At 57.9% G+C, this 1,380-nt stretch carries 1 protein-coding gene; it reads right to left on the reverse strand.

Features of this window, described 5'->3' with window-relative positions; translation table 11 throughout:
* Positions 1-251: 251 nt before the first annotated feature.
* On the reverse strand, positions 252-1,145 hold the full coding sequence (locus tag EOD15_RS34340) for a branched-chain amino acid aminotransferase (RefSeq protein ID WP_127268418.1): 894 nt from the start codon (positions 1,143-1,145) through the stop codon (positions 252-254).
* Positions 1,146-1,380 lie beyond the last annotated feature (235 nt).

Raw genomic sequence — 1,380 nt, forward strand, 5'->3', positions numbered from 1 at the left:
GAAGCTGACCCATCGCCGCCGTCTTGAGCGCCGCACCGACCGCCTGACCACCGATGACGCCAGTAATCACCTGTATGATGATCGGAAGAAGCGTGTTCATGTCCATATGATTAGTCCCTCCATAGCTGTCAGCCTCCCGGGCCGACACCATCATGAGACGCCGAATTGGACGAAAGTCAAATGCAGAAACGCTGAAATAAAAGGGGCGGCCCGAAAACCGCCCCTACTTCCTAAAAAAGCTGTGACTTTCGTTATTCTGCGGCGATCGCGTGCTTGGGCTGAACGGCCGCAGAATAGTCATTCATAAGATTCTTGGCTATTTCGCCGACCTCGAATCGGTAAGGCCCGATCTCGGAAACCGGCGTCACTTCCGCCGCCGTCCCGGTCAGGAAGCACTGCTCGAAGCTTTCCAGCTCTTCCGGCAGGATGGCGCGTTCAATCACCTCCAGGCCGCGATCCTTGGCCAGCCCAATGACCGTGCGGCGGGTGATGCCGTCGAGGAAGCAGTCGGGCTTTGGTGTGTGGATCTTGCCCTCCTTGACGAAGAAGATGTTGGCTCCGGTCGCTTCGGCGACCTGGCCACGCCAGTCGAGCATCATGGCGTCGGCATAGCCCTTGGCCTCGGCGGCGTGCTTGGACATGGTGCAGATCATGTAGAGGCCGGCGGCCTTCGACCTGGAAGGCGCGGTGCGCGGGTCGGGCCGTCGCCATTCCGCCACATCGAGACGGATGCCTTTCAGCTTCTGTGCAGGATCGAAATAGCTCGGCCATTGCCAGATGGCGATGGCACAGTTGATGCGGTTGTTCTGCGCCGAGACGCCCATCTGCTCACTGCCGCGCCAGGCAATCGGCCGGACATAGGCGTCCTGGAAACCCTGCTTCTTGAGAAGCGTGGATGAGGCGTCGTTGAGCTCGGCCACCGTATAGGGGATATTGAAACCGAGCAGGCGTGCCGATTCATGCAGGCGCTCGGTGTGTTCGTTGAGCTTGAAGATCTCGCCGCCATAGGCGCGTTCTCCCTCGAAAACGGCGCTGGCGTAATGCAGCCCGTGCGTCAGCACATGGATCTTGGCGTCACCCCATTGGACGAATTCGCCGTTCATCCAGATGGAGCCATCGAGTTGATCGAAGGGAACGGATGCCATGGTAACCTCCCACGGGCGGCAGCCCGGATAGTTGTATCGTTGTGTGTTTCGTGTCGGCCGCCCAAAGCGGCTTTTATGGTGGAGCGTAGGCGGATAATTGCGCTCTGGCAAACTTAGGAAATTCCGGAAAAACCGGCTTCCCTTGCCTTTTCGTTCGCAATCCGCCCAAAAGCTTGTCAAAAATTACCATTGCAGGGAAATTACGTCAATAGTACTGACATAATCTCTCTTTCCC

The organism is Mesorhizobium sp. M7A.T.Ca.US.000.02.2.1 (genome assembly GCF_003996995.1).
Taxonomy (GTDB): domain Bacteria; phylum Pseudomonadota; class Alphaproteobacteria; order Rhizobiales; family Rhizobiaceae; genus Mesorhizobium.

Bases quoted from the DNA above. Each gene is read 5' to 3' on its own strand.
- EOD15_RS34340 (WP_127268418.1), bottom strand. From the start codon at position 1,145: ATGGCATCCGTTCCCTTCGATCAACTCGATGGCTCCATCTGGATGAAC.